This window comes from Streptomyces sp. NPDC018964 (genome assembly GCF_044390325.1).
Lineage (GTDB): Bacteria > Actinomycetota > Actinomycetes > Streptomycetales > Streptomycetaceae > Streptomyces.
The window spans coordinates 90,245-108,314 of record NZ_JBIRYZ010000017.1 but is presented as its reverse complement, the minus strand read 5'-3'; the positions used below and the strand labels follow the sequence as shown (position 1 = coordinate 108,314).

The following is an 18,070-nucleotide window of genomic DNA, read 5'->3' as shown; positions in this document are numbered from 1 at the left end:
CGTCCCGCCGGACGACGGGGGGTGACGGCGGGCCGTACGGAACGCGTGCGCCGTGTCCTGGCCGGCGGTCGGGACGGCGACCGGGAAGAACCCGACGCCGCCGTGCGGGCCGCGCCCGGTGTTCCGGGCGGGGAACGGGGCCGGTGGACGTGGTCCGGGTCCTCGAAGGAGGGCCGGCGGGCGACGAGTTCGCGCGGCTGACCGACGCCGCCGGCCGACCCGGCACAACTCGCCCGCGTGGCGACCGTTTACAAGCGCGCCGCTCCGCGCTACGGTCCCCCCCACGGGCGAGGTGGGAGCGCTCCCACACTTCGGCGGACCGGAACCCGCCGCCGGGACGCTCCCACCCCGCCCCCTCCACGCACCCCTGCATGATCCGTCAATCCCACAGCCGCGGACAGGTGTGTCATGATCACAACAAGACCGGAGAGTGAAGCGGCTTCCCGATCATCGCTCTCCACCCGCACCCGAGCCCTCTTCCTCGTCCTGGTCTCCCTGCTCGCCACCGTCCCGGCCATCGGCCTGGTCGTGACGGCGGGCGGTGAGGCCGAAGCCCACGGCACCCCCATGAAGCCCGGCAGCCGCACCTTCCTGTGCTGGCAGGACGCGTTGACCGACACCGGCGAGATCAAACCGGTCAACCCGGCCTGCAAGACCGCCGCGCAGGTCAGCGGCACCACCCCCTTCTACAACTGGTTCTCCGTCCTGCGCTCCGACGGCGCCGGACGCACCCGCGGCTTCGTGCCCGACGGGGAGCTGTGCAGCGGCGGGAACACCAACTTCACCGGCTTCGACACCCCCAGCGCCGACTGGCCGCTCACCCATCTCACGGCCGGCGCGACCGTCGACTTCTCCTACAACGCCTGGGCCGCCCACCCGGGGTGGTTCCACGTCTACATCACCAGGGACGGCTTCGACCCGACCCGGACCCTCACCTGGGCCGACATGGAGGAGCAGCCCTTCCTCACCGTCGACCACCCGCCGCTCAACGGCTCCCCGGGCACCGTCGAGGCCGACTACCGCTGGAGCGGACAGCTCCCGGAGGGCAAGTCCGGCCGCCACATCGTCTACATGGTGTGGCAGCGCTCGGACAGCCAGGAGACCTTCTACTCCTGCTCCGACGTCGTCTTCGACGGCGGCAACGGCGAGGTGACCGGCGTCAAGGACCCCGGCGACCCGACCGACCCCGACCCCGTCCCGGGGGAGTGCACCGCCACCCGCAGCACCACGGGCAGCTGGAACGGCGGCCACCAGTCCGAGGTGACCGTCACCAACAGCGGTGACGTGCCGATGCTCGGCTGGATGGTCGACTGGACCCTCCCGGACGGCCAGCGCGTCGACAGCCTGTGGGGCGGCGACGCCACCTACGACGGCCAGGACGTGATGGTCCACAACGCCGGCTACAACGGCTCCCTCGATCCGGGGGAGAGCACGACGTTCGGCTACGTGGTCTCAGGACCGGGCGGTGACAGCACGACGACCCTGCCCTGCCGGGTCGGCTGACCGCCCCGTGGGCGGCCCCGATGGCGTGTCCGGTCGTCATCGGTGCCGCCCACACGTCCCTTGGCCTGGGGAAGCCATGGAAAAGGCGGGCCCGGACCGAGGTCCGGACCCGCCGTGTGAGCGCGGTTCGGCTCAGCTCAGCAGTTCCACCTCCGCCAGCGTCGCCTCACCGGTCAGCACCAGCCGGTAGTGGCCGTAGGCCTTCGGCTCGTCGACCGAGAAGGCGCGGGTCTGGCGGTCCCAGCGGAAGGATTCGTCCGTCCGCTCGTCGAGGTCGGTCCACTTCTCGCCGTCGGCCGAGCCCTGCAGCACCCAGCCCGTGGGCGCCTTGGCGCGGTCCGAGGAGGTCAGCGTGTACTGCACCGCCTCGGTGTCCCCGGTAACGGGCAGCTCCACGGTGGAGACCGTGGCGCCGGTCGCCGACGTGTCGTCGAACAGGGCGCCCTCGCCCTTCAGCGCGTCCTTGCGGGGCGTGGGCACCTCGTCGTCCTGCGTGATCGACACGGGCGCCGCGTTCTTGCCCGTGCCCCACGACGACGGACGCGAGCCCATGTCGAACTCCAGGACCCCGCCCTTCGAGATCACCGAGTGCGGCAGCGAAGTGGAGTTCCAGCGCTTGCCGTTGACCTTCAGGCCCTGCACGTAGACGTTCTTCGCGCTGTTCCTCGGCGCCTTGACGACCAGTTCGCGGCCGTTCTCCAGGTGCACGGTGACCTTCTTGAACAGCGGGGAGCCGATGGCGTACTCGCCGCTGCCCATGACCAGCGGGTAGAAGCCGAGCGAGGAGAAGAGGTACCAGGCCGACTGCTCGCCGTTGTCCTCGTCGCCGTGGTAGCCCTGGCCGATCTCGCTGCCGGTGTAGAGGCGGGACAGCACCTCGCGCACGTTCTTCTGGGTCTTCCAGGGCTGCCCGGCCGCGTCGTACATGTACAGGGCGTGGTGGGCGACCTGGTTGGAGTGGCCGTACATGCCCATCCGGACGTCCCGCGCCTCGGTCATCTCGTGGATGACACCGCCGTAGGAGCCGACGAACTCCGCGGAGGCCGTCTCGGGGGTGGAGAGGTACTCGTCCAGCTTGTCGCCGAGGCCGTCCCGGCCGCCGTACAGGTTGGCCAGGCCGCGGCTGTCCTGCGGGGCGGTGAAGGCGTAGCCCCAGCCGTTGGTCTCGGTGTAGTCGTGGCCCCACACGCGCGGGTCGTACTTCGAGGACTCGACCCGCCAGTCACCCTTGGCGTTCCTGCCCTGGAAGAAGCCGGCCTCGGGGTCGAACATGTTGACGTAGTCCTGGGCGCGGTTGAGGAAGTACGCCGACTCCTCCTTGTAGCGCTTCTCGCCGGTCTTCTTGTAGAGCGCCTCGCCCATCTTGGCGATGCCGTAGTCGTTGAGGTAGCCCTCCAGCGCCCACGACAGGCCCTCGTGGGTGTCGGTGCTGGTGTAGCCGAGGAACGGCGAGGTGGCCATGCCCTTGCGGCCCACACCGGAGGACGGCGGTACGACGGTGGCGTTCTTCACCGCCGCGTCGTACGCGGCCTCCGCGTCGAAGTCGACGCCCTTGACGTACGCGTCGGCGAACGCGACGTCCGAGGAGGTGCCGGTCATCAGGTCGGCGTAGCCGGGGGAGGACCAGCGGGAGGTCCAGCCGCCGTCCTTGTAGTGCTGCACGAACCCGTCGACCAGCTCACCGGCCTTGGACGGGGTCAGGAAGGAGTACGCGGGCCAGGTGGTCCGGTAGGTGTCCCAGAAGCCGTTGTTGACGTACACCTTGCCGTCGACGATCTTCGCGCCGGTGTGCGTCGGGGTGTCGGCCTTCTCCATCTTCGAGAACGGGGAGGCGTACCGGTACTTTCCGTCGACCTTCTCGTGGCCCGCGTTCGGGTACAGGTACAGCCGGTAGAGGCTGGAGTAGAGCGTGGTCAGCTGGTCCGGCGTGGCGCCCTCGACCTCGACCTTGCCGAGGATCCTGTCCCACTGCTTCCGGGCGTCGCGCTTGACCTTGTCGAAGGAGGCGTGCTTGCCGATCTCCTGGCGCAGGTTGTCCTTCGCCTGGTCGACGCTGATCAGCGAGGTGGCCAGGCGCAGGGTGACCGTGCGGTCCTTGCCCGCGTCGAAGCGCAGGTAGCCCTTGACACCGCTGGCGTCGCCCTCGGTGACCTTCTTGTCGAACTCGCCGTAGACGAACAGCCGGGTCGCGCCCGTCGACAGCCCGGACTTGACGTCCGAGTAGCCGGTGAAGGTGCCGTTCTCCTCGTCGAGGGTCAGGCCGGCCTGGTCGGTGACGTTGTCGAAGAGCACGCTCGCGTCGTCGCCGGGGAAGGTGAAGCGCATCGCCGCCGCGTGGTCGGTCGGCGCCATCTCGGCCTTCAGGCCGTTCTCGAACCGCACCCCGTAGTAGTACGGCCGGGCGGTCTCGTTCTCGTGCCGGAACGCCAGCTCGCGCTCCTCACGGCCCAGATCCGGGGTGCCGGAGGCGGCCGACGGCATCACCTGGAAGGTCTGCCGGTCGCCCATCCACGGGCTCGGCTCGTGGCTCGCGCTGAACGCCTGGAGCGTCGGCAGGTTGTCCGCGTTGTTGCCGCGCGCGTAGTCGTACAGCCAGCTCAGCGAACCGGCGTTGGTGACCGGGGTCCAGAAGTTGAAGCCGTGCGGCACGGCCGTCGCGGGGAAGTTGTTGCCGCGCGAGAAGCCGCCGCTGGAGTTGGTGCCCCGGGTCGTCACCGCGTAGTCGGAGAGGTGGGCCTTCGGCCGCTCGGGCCTGACCTGCTTCAGCGCCACGTCGTCCAGCCAGCCGCGGAACTTGGTCTCGCCCTTGGGGGAGTCGTACGCCACCAGGATCCGGTCGACGGTCTTGCCGGCGGCCACCGAGCCGATCTGGGAGACCACGTTGTTCCACTGGTTGACGTAGAGGATCTTCGACGCGCCCTGCCCCCGCGGGGTGAGCGGGAAGCCGTGCTGGTCGGTGGCGTGCAGGTCGCTCAGGTAGGTGCCGTCGGTGAAGGCGAGGTCGACGGAGACGTTGGTGGAGTCGTAGTCGAGGTCGCCGTCCGCCATCGACGGGAAGATGCGGTACGACAGTTCGGTGTTCCGCTCGACCTTCGTGTTGACGTCGAACACCTTGTTGTACGAGTACGCCCGCCCGTCGGCGGTGTGCCGGCCGGCGTAGCGCAGGGCGCGCTTCCCGGTGAACCCGGCGCCCGCCTTGGCCGTCGGCGAGCCGGTGGGGCCCCGGTCGACCAGCGAGAGCATGTCCTGCGGTATCGGCGCCTCGTCGTCGCCGGTGGAGAACTGGACGTCGGCGAGCTGGACTATGTTGCCGCTGCCGTTCTTGGTGATCTCCAGCCGGAAGTGCCGGTACTCGGCGACGGCGGAGGCGTCGATGTCGTAGAGCTTGGTCTGGAAGCGCTCCGCGAACGTCTCGCCCGAGCGGGTGTCGAGGGTCTTCCAGTCCTCGCCGTCGGTGGAGCCCTTGAGGGTCCAGTCCCGCGGGTCCCGTTCGGCGGCGTCGTTGGCGGAGGTGAGCGCGTAACGGACCGCCTTCACGGGCGCGTCCAGGTCGAACTCCACCCAGCCCGTCGACTCGAACGCCAGCCACTTGCTGCTCGGCTCGCCGTCGACGAGGTTCTCCTTCACCTCCCCGCCGCCGGTGTTCTCCGCGCTGGCGCGGACGTCCGTGACGTGGTCGGTGACATTGCCCGGAATGCCGGAACTGTAACCGCCGTCCACGCCCGAGGCGCGCTTCTCGCCGCCCCGCGTGGTGTCGACGGTGTTCAGCCAGTCCGGGGCGGGATCCCCGGACTCGAACGACGACGCGAACTCACGGTCCGCCTTCTGCGGTGCCTGGGGCAGCGCCACGGCGACGCCCTGTGAGCCCGCGGCCAAAGCGAAGGCGGTCGCCGCGACGACCGCCGTCCCCCATCTGTGCCGAACCCTGCTGTGCATGCGTGAGTACCCTCCCTGCGCAGGACAACGTTGTCAACTTGATGCGCAAGGTCTAGTAGTGCGTCAAGTCGCCGGTGGTGTCAAGGGGGTTGAATGTCGCATTCCAGTCCAACGGCAACGATTTATCCGTTTGGGGAGCGCGCCGGAGGCCGATATTTCCGCGAGGTATCAACTCGGAAAAGACCGGAGGCGAACCTTGCATTCGATCTTGCTCCGTCGGCGGGAAGTGGACTATACCTGTCGGCACTCCGGGGCGTCTTCACCGCACCCGATCCTGTACGGCCGCACTTCCTGCACGACCCAGCTTGACCCGAACGCGGTGCCGGGGAGGATCCGGTTCACCGCCTGAGTCCTGGAGAAGGCGAGGACTTGAGCATGGGATCCACGTCCGCAGAGAACGACGGCACCGGTACCGCAGGGAGTAAAGGCACCGGTTGCACCGGGAGTCGGGGCACCGGCGACAACGCCACGACCGGCGTGGGGCGTCGCGCGCTGATCAAACGGTCCGCCGCACTCGGCCTGATTTCCGTACCGGCGATGAGCTTCCTGTCCGCGTGCGCCAGCGGCGGCGGAAGTGACAACTCCGGTGAGAACGAGGGCGAGACCTCCGAGTCCAACCCGTTCGGCGTCAAGGAAGGCAGCAAACTCGACGTCGTCATCTTCAAGGGCGGTTACGGCGACGACTACGCCAAGGCGTGGGAGGCCGCGTTCAAGAAGAAGTGGGGCGTCACCTCCGTCCACACCGGCACCCAGGAGATCACGGGCAAGCTCCAGCCCCGGTTCAACGCCGGGAATCCGCCGGACATCGTGGACGACTCCGGCAACCAGCAGATCCCGATCGACGTGCTCGCCAAGAACGACCAGCTCCTCGACCTCGCCGAAGTGCTGGACGCCCCCTCGGTCGACGACCCGGGCAAGAAGGTCCGCGACACCCTCATCCCCGGCACGCTCGACGCCGGCATGCAGGAGGGCAAGGTCGTCGCCCTCAACTACATCTACACGGTGTGGGGTCTGTGGTACTCCGGCAAGCTCTTCCAGGAGAAGGGCTGGGAGGCGCCCAGGACCTGGGACGACTTCCTCGCGATCTGCAAGGACGCAAAGGCCCAGGGCATCGGCGGCCTCGCCCACCAGGGCAAGTACCCGTACTACATCAACGTCGCCATCATGGACCTGATCGCCAAGAAGGGCGGCCTGGACGCCATGAAGGCGATCGACAACCTCGACCCCAAGGCGTTCACCGGCTCCGACGCCGCCGCCGAGGCCATCGAGGCCGTCTACGAGGTCGTCGAGAAGGGCTATTTGATGCCCGGTACGAACGGCCTGACCCACACCGAGTCGCAGACGCGCTGGAACCAGTACAAGGCCGCCTTCATCACCAGCGGTTCCTGGCTCGAGAACGAGCAGCTCAGGACGACGCCGGCGGACTTCGACATGAAGTTCCTGCCGATGCCGCTGCTGCCGGACAGCGCGCTGCCGTTCGAGGCGATCCGGGCCGGCTCCGGCGAGCCCTTCATCATCCCCTCCAAGGCCGGCAACCTTCCCGCGGCCAAGGAGTTCATGCGGATGATGCTCTCCAAGGAGTGGTCGACGCTGTTCGCCAAGGAGGCGAACTCGCTGACCATCCTCAAGGACGGCGTCGACCCGAACGTCCGGCTCCGGCCGGGCACCCAGTCCACCGTCGAGGCGTCCAAGGCGGCCGGTGACAACACCTTCCGCTACCTGTACACCGAGTGGTACAGCGAGATGAACTCCGCCATCGAGAACGCCTCCAACGAGCTGATGGCCAAGCGCATCCAGCCCAAGGAGTGGCTGAAGCGGGCCCAGGCCGCGGTCGACAAGCAGGCCGAGGACCCGGAATCGAAGAAGAACCACCGCGACTGAGTCCGCTCGTCCGGTCGCGTTCCAGGCCGGGGCGACCCCCGGCCCGCAGCGGCACACCCAGGGGCAGGAACGCCATGCGCAAAGGACAGCACCGGTTCGTCGCGGGATTTCTCCTCTTTCCCGTGGCGCTCTATCTGATCTTCGTGATCTGGCCGTACATCCAGACGTTCGGTTATTCACTGACCGACTGGAAGGGCCAGTCGCAGACCTTCGGCTTCGTCGGCCTCGACAACTACACGGCGTTGTTCAAGGACGACATCTTCATGGGGGCCATCTGGCACAACATCCTGTTCCTGGTGTTCATCCCGGTGATCACCATCCTGCTCGCGCTGTTCTTCGCCTTCATGCTCAACGCGGGCGGACGCGGACGTTCCGGAGGGGTCTCGGGAGTCGCCGGATCCAAGTACTACCGGGTCATTTATTTCTTCCCGCAAGTGCTTTCCCTGGCCATCATGGCGGTGCTCTTCGGAGCGGTGTACCGCAGCGACGGCGGCGGAATGCTCAACGGCGTCCTGATCGAACTCGGGCTCGTCGACAGGAACAATCCGGTGGAATGGCTCAACGAGCCCGACATCGTGCTCTGGGCACTCATCGCGGTGGTCGTCTGGCACGGCGTCGGCTTCTATCTCGTGCTGTTCTCCGCCGCCATGCAGTCCATTCCGAGGGACGTCTACGAGGCCGCGCTGATCGACGGCGCCGGCCGCGCCCAGTCCTTCTTCCGCATCACGCTGCCGCTGCTGTGGGACTCCGTGCAGACCGCCTGGGTCTACCTCGGCATCGCGGCGATGGACATGTTCATCCTGGTCTCCACCATGACCTCCGGCCGGGGCTACGGCGGCGGCCCCGACCACGCCAGCGAGGTCATGTCGACCGTGATGATGCGGAACTTCCTCGTGTACGGCCGCAGCGGCTACGCCTGCGCCATGGGCGTGGTCATGCTGCTCCTCACCCTGATCGTGTCCGTGGTCATGCTGCGCGCCACCCGTCGCGAGCGCATCGAGTTCTGAGGCGGAGGAACGACGATGAGCGCACCCCTCGAGGAAACCGCCCCCACCCAGGGCCCCACCCCGCACCTGCCGCCGGTGACCAAGGGCACCGTCCGCCCCGGCGACCGGCGCGGCGAAGGCGTCGTGCTGAACGTCTTCTCGCACGGCTTCCTCGCCCTGTGGGCGGTGCTGATCGTGCTGCCGCTGCTGTGGCTGGTGCTCAGCTCCTTCAAGACCGACACGCAGATCGGCGGCTCCGCCTTCGGCTGGCCGCGGAACTGGGACCCGGGCGTGTTCTCCCGCGCCTGGGAGAAGGGCCTCGGCGACTACTTCACCAGCACCGTCATCGTCCTCGTCATGTCCGTACCGCTGACGATGCTGTTCGGCTCCATGGCGGCCTACGTGCTGGCCCGTTACGAGTTCCGGGGCAACCGCCTGCTGTACTACTTCTTCGTCGCCGGCGCGATGTTCCCCGTCTTCCTGGCCCTGGTGCCGCTGTTCTTCATGGTCAAACGGCTCGACATGCTGAACACCTACCACGGCCTGGCCCTGGTGTACGTGGCCTACTCGCTGCCGTTCACCGTGTTCTTCATGCACGCCTTCTTCCGGACCCTGCCCACGGCGGTCTTCGAGGCGGCGATCCTGGACGGCGCCTCGCACACCCGGACCTTCTTCCAGGTGATGCTGCCCATGGCCAAGCCCGGTCTGCTGAGCGTCGGCATCTTCAACACGCTGGGCCAGTGGAACCAGTACATCCTGCCGACGGTGCTGATGCAGCCGCAGAGCGGCGACGATCCGGAACGCTATGTGCTGACCCAGGGGCTCATCCAGCTCCAGCAGCAGCAGGGGTACGCCTCGGACCTCCCGGTGCTCTTCGCGGGCGTGACGATCGCCATGGTGCCCATGCTGGTGGTCTACCTGTCCTTCCAGCGCCAGGTGCAGGCCGGGCTCACCTCCGCCACCTTGAAGTAGACCAGCGGTACCGCCTTGAAGTGACGCACCGGAACCCCCCGAGCACACGCCGCTCCCGCCCCAGGGAGCGGCGTGTGCGTGTGTGCCCGTACACCCGGAAACGGTTCAACCTCTTGACGGGAGGCGACCCGAACGGCTCAGCTTAGAGTTCACTAGTTGGACATGAACGGGGCCCCGCCGAAGCGGCCCCGCGCGCAGGAGGTCGTCGTGGAGACTCCGGGGTCGCAGTCGTCGCTGCACCGAGCCAACCTGGAGCGGGTCGTCCGAGCAGTACGTCTTGCGGGTTCCCTCACCCAGGCCGAGATCGCGAGGACGACCGGTCTGTCCGCGGCCACGGTCTCCAACATCGTCCGGGAACTGAAGGACCGGGGAACCGTCGAGGTCACGCCCACCTCGGCGGGCGGGCGCCGGGCGCGCAGCGTCTCGCTGAGCGGGGACGCCGGGATCGTCGTCGGGGTCGACTTCGGGCACACCCATCTGCGGGTCGCGGTCGGGAACCTCGCCCATCAGGTGCTGGCCGAGGAGTCCGAGCCGCTGGACGTGGACGCCTCCTCGGCACAGGGCCTCGACCGGGCGGAACAGCTGGTCAAGCGGCTGATCGAGGCGACCGGAGTGGATCCGTCCAAGGTGGCGGGCGTGGGCCTCGGCGTACCGGGGCCGATCGACGTGGAGTCCGGGACCCTGGGCTCGACCGCGATCCTGCCCGGCTGGACCGGCGCCAGGCCCGCCGAGGAGCTGCGGGGGCGGCTCGGCGTGCCGGTGCACGTGGACAACGACGCCAACCTCGGCGCGCTCGGCGAGATGGTCTGGGGCAGCGGCCGGGGCGTGCGCGACCTGGCGTACATCAAGGTGGCCAGCGGTGTCGGCGCCGGTCTGGTGATCAGCGGGAAGATCTACCGCGGTCAGGGCGGCACCGCAGGCGAAATCGGACATATTACACTCGATGAATCCGGTCCCGTCTGCCGCTGCGGCAACCGCGGCTGCCTGGAGACCTTCACGGCCGCGCGCTACGTGCTCCCGCTGCTCCAGCCCAGTCACGGCACCGATCTCACCATGGAGGGCGTCGTACGGCTGGCGCGGGACGGGGACCCTGGCTGCCGTCGGGTGATCGCCGACGTCGGCCGCCACATCGGCAGTGGAGTCGCCAATCTCTGCAACCTGCTGAACCCGAGCCGGGTGGTCCTCGGTGGTGATCTCGCCGAGGCCGGCGAACTCGTGCTCGGGCCGATCCGGGAGTCCGTCGGCCGCTATGCGATCCCCAGCGCGGCACGTCAACTGTCCGTTCTCCCCGGGGCACTTGGAGGCCGTGCCGAGGTGCTCGGAGCGCTCGCCCTCGCACTGAGCGAGATGGGCGATTCGACCCTTTTGGACGGCACGGCGACCGGGTCGCTCACCGCGGCGACCCCTGCCTTCACTTAGAGAACGGATGGCACCGTTGCCATCTCGTTAAGGATTTACTTCTTGACGTCGCACGTGTGGCCGAGTTGACTTCCAGCCACCTCGGCCGCAACGACGCGGCCTCGTCAGGGAGGTTTTGTAGAAGTGAACACGCGTATGCGTCGTGCCGCCGTTGCCATCGCCGCCGGTGCGATGGCCGTCTCGCTGGCCGCCTGTGGCAGCGCCGCCGAGTCCGGTGACAAGAAGGACTCCGGCGACTCCGCCGCCAAGGGCGATGACATCAAGGTCGGTCTGCTCCTGCCGGAGAACCAGACCGCGCGGTACGAGAAGTTCGACAAGCCCTTGATCGAGAAGAAGGTCAAGGAGCTCACGAACAACAAGGGCGAGGTCGTCTACGCCAACGCCAAGCAGGACGCCAGCCTGCAGAACCAGCAGGTCGACACGATGATCACCAACAAGGTGGACGTGCTCATCGTGGACGCGGTGGACTCCAAGGCCATCGCCGGCTCGGTGAAGAAGGCCAAGGACCAGGGCATCCCGGTCGTCGCCTACGACCGCCTCGCCGAGGGCCCGATCGACGCCTACACCTCGTTCGACAACGTGACCGTCGGCAAGACCCAGGGCGAGGCCCTGCTCGAGGCGCTGGGCGACAAGGCCAAGGACGGCCAGATCGTCATGATGAACGGCTCCGCCACCGACCCGAACGCCGCCATGTTCAAGGAGGGCGCGCACTCCGTCCTCGACGGCAAGGTGAAGGTCGGCCGCGAGTACGACACCAAGGAGTGGAAGCCGGAGAACGCCAACTCCAACATGGAGGGCGCCATTTCCGCCATCGGCAAGGACAAGATCGTCGGCGTCTACTCCGCCAACGACGGCATGGCGGGCGGCATCATCACCGCCCTGAAGGCCGCCGGCATCGACGACATCCCGGTCACCGGCCAGGACGCCGAACTCGCGGGTGTGCAGCGCATCGTCACCGGTGAGCAGTACATGAGCGTCTACAAGCCGTACCCGCAGGAGGCCGACGTGGCCGCGGAGATGGCCGTGCTGCTGGCCCAGGGCAAGTCGCTGGACTCCCTCGCCAAGGACAAGGTCGACAGCCCCACCACCAAGGGTGTCCCCTCCGTGCTCGTCCCGGTCGTGTCGCTGACCCAGGAGAACATCAACGACACCGTGATCAAGGACGGCATCTACACCGTCCAGGAGATCTGCACGGGCAAGTACAAGGCCGCCTGCGACAAGATCGGCCTCAAGTAAGCAGTCCCCGCGTCCCGTGACGGTCCAGGGAGTCCGCGACCCGGAACTCCCCGCACGGGACCGACTGCCACACGCTCCGCCGGCGCCCCGCACACATCAGCCCCGCAAGCTACGCGGGGCGCCGGACGGAACACCCCCCCCAGAAACTTCTGCACAACCTCCCGCCGGGTCAGGCGGCGAAGGAGATGGTTCACGTGTCCGCTACGCCCGTGCTGGCGTTGCGCGGGGTCTCCAAGCGTTTCGGTGCCGTCCAGGCGCTCACCGACGTAGAGCTTGAGGTCCACGCCGGTGAGGTGGTCGCCCTGGTGGGCGACAACGGCGCCGGAAAGTCCACGCTGGTCAAGACGATCGCCGGCGTGCACCCCATCGATGAGGGATCCATCGAGTGGGACGGCAAGACCGTCCAGATCAGCAAGCCCCACGACGCCCAGAACCTGGGCATCGCGACGGTCTACCAGGACCTCGCGCTGTGCGACAACATCGACGTCGTCGGCAACCTCTACCTGGGCCGGGAGATCCGCAGGCGCGGAGTCCTGGACGAGGTCGAGATGGAGCGCCGCTCCCGCGAGCTCCTCGACACCCTGTCGATCCGCATCCCCAGTGTCCGGATCCCGATCGCCTCCCTCTCCGGCGGTCAGCGCCAGGTCGTGGCCATCGCCCGGTCCATGCTCGGCGAGCCCAAGCTGGTGATCCTGGACGAGCCCACCGCCGCCCTCGGCGTCGAGCAGACCGCGCAGGTCCTCGACCTCGTCGAGCGGCTGCGCGAGCGCGGCCACGCGGTCATCCTCATCAGCCACAACATGGCCGATGTGAAGGCCGTGGCGGACAAGGTCGCGGTCCTGCGCCTCGGGCGCAACAACGGCGTCTTCGAGGTCAAGTCGACCTCGCAGGAAGAGATCATCTCCGCCATCACGGGCGCCACGGACAACGCCGTCACCCGTCGTGCGGCGCGCACCAATGGGGAGATCAAGAAGTGAGCACCGAAAAGACCTCCACCCCCGCCGAGGACCACACCGTGGAGAACCCCGAGGCGGCCGCCGCCGCGGTCACCGTGGTCGACCCCCGGCTGCTGGTGCGCGAACAGGGCCTGCTGGGCTACTGGAACGAGTTCAAGCGGAAGATGAAGGCCGGTGACCTCGGCTCCATCCCCGTCGTGGTCGGCCTGCTGATCATCTGGGCCATCTTCACCAGCCTGAACTCCAACTTCCTCACCGCCGGCAACTTCTCCGACATGTCCGTCGCCATGGTCGGCACGGGCATGATCGCCGTCGGTATCGTCTTCGTCCTGCTGCTCGGTGAGATCGACCTGTCGGTCGGCTCGGTCAGCGGTGTCGCGGGCGCCGCCTTCGCGGTCATGAACGTCACCAACGGGATGAACGAGATCCTGGCCCTGGTGCTGGCGATCCTCACCGGCACGGTGGCCGGAGCCATCCACGGCTTCATCTTCGCCCGCATCGGCGTCCCGGCCTTCGCCGTGACACTGGCCGGACTGCTGTTCTGGCAGGGCTTCATGCTGCAGATCCTGGGCGACAACGGCACGATCAACCTCGACTCCGAGGGCATCGTCGTCAAGCTGACCAGCTACTACTTCAGCGATGTGGCCGCCGCGTACGGCCTGGCGCTCGTCGCCACCGTGGGGTACTTCCTCCTGGCGTTCTTCGACAACCGCCGCCGTGAGGCCGCAGGTGTGCCGTCCCGCCCGCTGAACGAGATCATCGTGCGGACCGTGCTGCTCGCGATCCTGGCCTTCGCCGCCGCGATCGTCTTCAACCAGTACAAGGGCCTGCCCCTGGCCGTGGTGATCTTCCTGGCGTTCCTGGTGCTCACGGACTTCGTGCTGCGCCGCACCGCGTACGGCCGCAAGGTCTTCGCGCTCGGCGGCAGCGTCGAGGCGTCCCGCCGCGCCGGCATCAACGTCGAGATGGTCCGCATCTCGGTCTTCGCGATCGCCGGCACCTTCGCCGCGATCGGCGGCCTGTTCGTCGCCTCGAAGATCGCCTCCGCCAACCAGGGCGCGGGTACCGGTGAGTTCCTGATGAACGTCATCGCCGCGGCCGTCATTGGCGGTACGTCGCTCTTCGGTGGCCGTGGCCGCACGTGGGACGCGCTGCTCGGTGTGATGGTGATCATCTCGATCACCTACGGTCTGGCGCTGGAGGGCATCGCCTCGCCGGTCCAGTACATGATCACCGGTGGCGTGCTGCTGGCGACCGTCGTCATCGACGCGGTCACCCGCAAGACGCAGAAGACCGCGGGGCGCGCGTAGCCGCCTCGCCGCGGGTGCGCCGAGGTTGACCGCGCCCGCGCGGCGGAGCCGCCCGCCGACTCCGCTCCGCGCCCTCTAGCGGGTGTTGCTGTTGCCCGGTGCCTTCCAGGTGCCGGGCAACAGTTCTTCGTCCGTGGGTACCACTGAACGGGTGACGCACGACGCAAGGCCCGGGGTCCGATCGGTTGAGCGGAACATTAGACTCGACCCGGCCCGGCAACAGCTCGATCAGCTCTACTGCAAGGAGGCACGGGTGCCGCTGCTGACCCGCATCAGGGGACCGCGCGATCTGGACCGGCTCGGCCGGGAGGAGCTCGACCAGCTGGCCGGGGAGATCCGGACCTTCCTCGTCGACGCGGTCTCCAAGACCGGCGGCCACCTCGGTCCCAACCTCGGTGTGGTGGAGCTCACCATCGCCCTGCACCGGGTCTTCGAGTCGCCCAAGGACAAGGTGCTCTGGGACACCGGCCACCAGTCCTACGTGCACAAACTGCTCACCGGTCGGCAGGACTTCTCCCGGCTGAAGATGAAGGGCGGCCTGTCCGGCTACCCCTCGCAGGCCGAGTCCGAGCACGACGTCATCGAGAACAGCCACGCCTCCACCGTCCTCGGCTGGGCCGACGGCATCGCCAAGGCCAACCAGATCATGAAGCGGGACGACAGCCACGTCGTCGCGGTCATCGGCGACGGCGCCCTCACCGGCGGCATGGCCTGGGAGGCCCTCAACAACATCGCCGACGCCAAGGACCGCCCGCTGGTCATCGTCGTCAACGACAACGAGCGCTCCTACTCGCCCACCATCGGCGGCCTCGCCAACCACCTGGCGACCCTGCGCACCACCGACGGCTACGAGCGCTTCCTGACCCGGACCAAGGAGGTCCTGGAGCGCACCCCGGTCGTCGGCCAGGCCCTCTACGACACCCTGCACGGCGCCAAGAAGGGCCTGAAGGACTTCATCACCCCGCAGGGCATGTTCGAGGACCTCGGCCTGAAGTACGTCGGCCCCATCGACGGCCACGACATCGAGGCCCTGGAGTCCGCCCTGACCCGCGCCAAGCGCTTCAACGGCCCGGTGATCGTGCACTGCCTCACCGAGAAGGGCCGCGGCTACCAGCCCGCCCTGGCGGACGAGGCCGACCGCTTCCACGCCGTCGGCAAGATCCACCCCGACACGGGCCTGCCGATCGCCACCTCCGGCGCCGACTGGACCTCCGTGTTCGGCGAGGAGATGGTCAAGCTCGGCGAGGAGCGCGAGGACATCGTCGCCATCACCGCCGCGATGCTCCAGCCGGTCGGCCTCGACAAGTTCGCCAAGCGCTTCCCCGACCGCGTCTACGACGTCGGCATCGCCGAGCAGCACGGCGCCGTCTCCGCCGCCGGCCTCGCCCACGCCGGCGTGCACCCCGTCTTCGCCGTGTACGCCACCTTCCTCAACCGCGCCTTCGACCAGGTGCTCATGGACGTGGCCCTGCACAAGTGCGGCGTGACGTTCGTGCTCGACCGGGCCGGGATCACCGGCAGCGACGGCGCCTCCCACAACGGCATGTGGGACATGTCGATCCTCCAGGTCGTCCCCGGCCTCAGGCTCGCCGCCCCGCGCGACGCCGACCAGGTCCGCGCCCAGCTCCGCGAGGCCGTCGCCGTCGAGGACGCCCCCACCGTGGTCCGCTTCTCCAAGGGCGCCGTCGGCCCCGCCGTACCCGCCGTGGGCCGCGTCGGCGGCATGGACGTCCTGCGCGAGCCCGGCACCGACACCCCCGACGTCCTGCTGGTCTCCGTGGGCGCGCTCGCCCCGATGTGCCTGGAGATCGCCTCGCTGCTGGACCGGCAGGGCATCTCCGCCACCGTCGTCGACCCGCGCTGGGTCAAGCCCGTCGACGAGGCCATGGCCCCGCTCGCCGAGAAGCACCGCGTGGTCGTCACCGTCGAGGACAACTCCCGCGTCGGCGGCGTCGGCTCCACGATCGCCCAGGCCCTGCGCGACGCCGGCGTGGACGTGCCGCTGCGCGACTTCGGCATCCCGCCGCGCTTCCTCGACCACGCCTCCCGCGCCGAGGTCATGGCCGAGATCGGACTGACCGCCCCCGACATCGCCCGCCAGGTCACCGGCCTGGTGGCGAAGCTCGACGGCCGGTACGAGCGCTCCACCGCCGACGCGGTCGACTCCGTGGAGCCGGCCCGCGACTGACCCGCGCCTCACGCGTCGCCCGGACGGGCCGCCCGTGCCACTGTGAAGAGTGGCGCGCGCGGCCCGTCTGCGTGAAAGAGCCCGCGCCGGGGCATACGAGCTACGCCCCCTCTCGATCATGTCGAGGACGACAAGCGTGGGAGGTACCCGTGACAAGCCCCCTCTTCCGGACGAAGAAGGTAGAGCAGTCCATCCGCGACACCGAGGAACCCGAGCACGCGCTCAAGAAATCCCTGTCCGCGCTGGACCTGACCGTATTCGGCGTCGGCGTCATCATCGGCACCGGCATCTTCGTCCTCACCGGTACGGTCGCCAAGGACAACGCCGGGCCGGCCACGGCCCTGGCCTTCGTCGTGGCCGGTGTCGTCTGCGCGCTCGCCGCGCTCTGCTACGCCGAGTTCGCCTCCACCGTCCCGGTGGCGGGCTCCGCGTACACCTTCTCGTACGCCTCCCTGGGTGAACTGCCTGCCTGGATCATCGGCTGGGACCTGGTCCTGGAGTTCGCGCTCGGCACGGCGGTGGTGGCCGTCGGCTGGTCCGGCTACATCCAGTCGCTCATGGCCAACGCGGGCTGGGAGATGCCCGCGGCGCTGGGCAGCCGCGAGGGAGCCGACGGCTTCGGGTTCGACATCCTCGCCGCCGTCCTGGTGCTGGTGCTCACCGGCATCCTCGTCCTCGGCATGAAGCTGTCCGCCCGCGTCACCTCGGTCGTCGTCGCCATCAAGGTGGTCGTGGTCCTCGTGGTGATCATCGCGGGTGCCTTCTTCATCACCGCCGACAACTACGACCCCTTCATCCCGGACTCGAAGCCGGTACCCCCGGGCCAGAGCCTCGACGCCCCGCTCATCCAGCTCATCTTCGGCTGGGCCCCGGCCGACTTTGGCGTGATGGGCATCTTCACCGCCGCCTCGGTGGTGTTCTTCGCCTTCATCGGCTTCGACATCGTCGCCACGGCCGCCGAGGAGACCAGGAACCCGCAGCGCGACATGCCCCGCGGCATCCTCGGCTCCCTGTTCATCTGCACCGTCCTCTACGTCCTGGTGTCGCTCGTCGTCACCGGAATGCAGCACTACAGCGAGCTGTCCGTGGACGCCCCGCTGGCCGACGCCTTCAAGGCCACCGGACATCCCTGGTTCGCCGGCTTCATCAGCTTCGGCGCCGCCGTCGGCCTGACGACCGTCTGCATGATCCTGCTGCTCGGCCAGACCCGGGTCTTCTTCGCGATGAGCCGCGACGGACTGCTGCCGAGGTTCTTCTCCCGGGTCCACCCCCGGTTCAAGACCCCGCACCGGCCGACCATCCTGCTCGGCGTCCTCATCGCGGTCCTCGCCGGCTTCACCCCGCTGAACGAGCTCGCCGCGCTGGTCAACATCGGTACCCTGTTCGCCTTCGTCATCGTCGCGATCAGCGTGATCATCCTGCGCCGGACCCGCCCCGACCTGCACCGCGCGTTCCGCACCCCCTGGGTGCCCGTCCTGCCGATCGTGTCGGTCGCCGCCTCGCTGTGGCTGATGCTGAACCTGCCCGCCGAGACCTGGGTCCGCTTCGGCATCTGGATGGCGATCGGCATCGTCGTCTACTTCCTCTACAGCCGCGGTCACAGCCGGATGGCCCCGGGCCACGACGAGGACCCGGCCGCCACCCCGCCCGTCCCGCCGTCCCGCTGAACCGGCACGGGCCCGC

11 protein-coding genes are annotated in these 18,070 nt (G+C 68.5%); 10 read left to right on the top strand and 1 reads right to left on the bottom strand.

Going from position 1 to position 18,070, the window contains the following annotated elements; genetic code table 11:
- The first annotated feature begins 408 nt into the window (after positions 1–408).
- Complete coding sequence (locus ACH5AO_RS25780; protein ID WP_398928503.1) at positions 409–1,503, top strand: lytic polysaccharide monooxygenase; 1,095 nt, start codon at positions 409–411, stop codon at positions 1,501–1,503.
- A 132-nt stretch (positions 1,504–1,635) separates the two neighbouring features.
- Here the strand turns inward: ACH5AO_RS25780 and ACH5AO_RS25775 are convergent, their stop codons facing one another.
- The gene (locus tag ACH5AO_RS25775) at positions 1,636–5,439 is read right to left on the bottom strand and encodes a GH92 family glycosyl hydrolase (protein WP_398928501.1); all 3,804 of its coding nucleotides are present in this window, start codon (positions 5,437–5,439) and stop codon (positions 1,636–1,638) included.
- Positions 5,440–5,814: 375 nt separating this feature from the next.
- On the opposite strand from ACH5AO_RS25775, the gene ngcE reads away from it, so the two are divergent.
- From ngcE to ACH5AO_RS25730, 9 genes are all read left to right on the top strand, one after another.
- Positions 5,815–7,320, top strand: a complete 1,506-nt coding sequence (ngcE, locus tag ACH5AO_RS25770; RefSeq protein WP_398928499.1) for an N-acetylglucosamine/diacetylchitobiose ABC transporter substrate-binding protein — start codon at positions 5,815–5,817, stop codon at positions 7,318–7,320.
- 74 nt (positions 7,321–7,394) lie between these two features.
- Positions 7,395–8,327 carry a carbohydrate ABC transporter permease gene (locus ACH5AO_RS25765; protein WP_398928497.1) on the top strand — a complete coding sequence of 311 codons (933 nt, stop codon included), beginning with the start codon at positions 7,395–7,397 and terminating at the stop codon, positions 8,325–8,327.
- A gap of 15 nt (positions 8,328–8,342) precedes the next feature.
- A complete protein-coding gene (locus tag ACH5AO_RS25760; RefSeq protein WP_398928494.1) occupies positions 8,343–9,278 on the top strand; it encodes a carbohydrate ABC transporter permease in 936 nt (311 codons plus the stop codon).
- A 207-nt stretch (positions 9,279–9,485) separates the two neighbouring features.
- Positions 9,486–10,697: an ROK family protein gene (locus tag ACH5AO_RS25755; RefSeq protein ID WP_398928575.1), complete on the top strand. Its 1,212-nt coding sequence runs from the start codon at positions 9,486–9,488 to the stop codon at positions 10,695–10,697.
- 135 nt (positions 10,698–10,832) lie between these two features.
- A complete protein-coding gene (locus ACH5AO_RS25750; RefSeq protein WP_398928573.1) occupies positions 10,833–11,933 on the top strand; it encodes a sugar ABC transporter substrate-binding protein in 1,101 nt (366 codons plus the stop codon).
- Positions 11,934–12,118: 185 nt separating this feature from the next.
- Positions 12,119–12,910: an ATP-binding cassette domain-containing protein gene (locus ACH5AO_RS25745; RefSeq protein WP_351997641.1), complete on the top strand. Its 792-nt coding sequence runs from the start codon at positions 12,119–12,121 to the stop codon at positions 12,908–12,910.
- Entirely contained in the window at positions 12,907–14,199 is a 1,293-nt protein-coding gene (locus ACH5AO_RS25740; RefSeq protein ID WP_398928492.1) for a sugar ABC transporter permease, read from the top strand. Before ACH5AO_RS25745 ends, ACH5AO_RS25740 begins: the two co-directional genes overlap by 4 nt.
- A gap of 253 nt (positions 14,200–14,452) precedes the next feature.
- The gene (gene dxs, locus ACH5AO_RS25735; RefSeq protein WP_398928570.1) at positions 14,453–16,387 is read left to right on the top strand and encodes a 1-deoxy-D-xylulose-5-phosphate synthase; all 1,935 of its coding nucleotides are present in this window, start codon (positions 14,453–14,455) and stop codon (positions 16,385–16,387) included.
- Positions 16,388–16,536: 149 nt separating this feature from the next.
- Entirely contained in the window at positions 16,537–18,054 is a 1,518-nt protein-coding gene (locus ACH5AO_RS25730) for an amino acid permease (protein WP_398928489.1), read from the top strand.
- The last annotated feature ends 16 nt before the right edge of the window (positions 18,055–18,070 follow it).

What these genes read in the sequence shown, in the direction of transcription:
- ACH5AO_RS25780 (WP_398928503.1), top strand. Translation starts at nt 409, where the DNA reads ATGATCACAACAAGACCGGAGAGTGAAGCGGCTTCCCGATCATCGCTC.
- ACH5AO_RS25775 (WP_398928501.1), bottom strand. Translation starts at nt 5,439, where the DNA reads ATGCACAGCAGGGTTCGGCACAGATGGGGGACGGCGGTCGTCGCGGCG.
- ngcE (WP_398928499.1), top strand. Translation starts at nt 5,815, where the DNA reads ATGGGATCCACGTCCGCAGAGAACGACGGCACCGGTACCGCAGGGAGT.
- ACH5AO_RS25765 (WP_398928497.1), top strand. Translation starts at nt 7,395, where the DNA reads ATGCGCAAAGGACAGCACCGGTTCGTCGCGGGATTTCTCCTCTTTCCC.
- ACH5AO_RS25760 (WP_398928494.1), top strand. Translation starts at nt 8,343, where the DNA reads ATGAGCGCACCCCTCGAGGAAACCGCCCCCACCCAGGGCCCCACCCCG.
- ACH5AO_RS25750 (WP_398928573.1), top strand. Translation starts at nt 10,833, where the DNA reads ATGCGTCGTGCCGCCGTTGCCATCGCCGCCGGTGCGATGGCCGTCTCG.
- ACH5AO_RS25745 (WP_351997641.1), top strand. Translation starts at nt 12,119, where the DNA reads ATGGTTCACGTGTCCGCTACGCCCGTGCTGGCGTTGCGCGGGGTCTCC.